The organism is Pseudomonas sp. GW456-12-10-14-LB2 (assembly GCF_002884345.1).
GTDB classification, from domain to species: domain Bacteria; phylum Pseudomonadota; class Gammaproteobacteria; order Pseudomonadales; family Pseudomonadaceae; genus Aquipseudomonas; species Aquipseudomonas paraglycinae.
In genome coordinates this window covers 1-243 of sequence record NZ_POHV01000283.1, presented here as the reverse complement: position 1 = coordinate 243, position 243 = coordinate 1, and the positions used below count along the sequence as shown (strand labels likewise).

Below are 243 nucleotides of genomic sequence, written 5' to 3'. Positions count from 1 at the left end.
CAAGAACGGCACCGACGGCAATGTGCGGATCGCGGCGGACGCGGTGAAGTCGGCCTCGCATCCGCATCATTTTATGGCGGTGACCAAGCTCGGCCGCTCTGCGATCGCCTCGACTGCGGGCAATGAGGACTGCCACATCATCCTGCGCGGCGGAACCAAGCCGAATTACGACGCGGCGAGCGTCGCTGCGGCCTGCAACGACCTGGCGAAGTCCGGCGTCGCCCCGCTGGTGATGGTGGATGC

Annotated in this window: 1 pseudogene; it reads left to right on the top strand. The window is 66.3% G+C overall.

Annotation, left to right across the window (positions count from 1 at the left end):
• A pseudogene (locus C1X29_RS30210) lies at window positions 1-243 on the top strand (3-deoxy-7-phosphoheptulonate synthase); the annotation flags it as partial.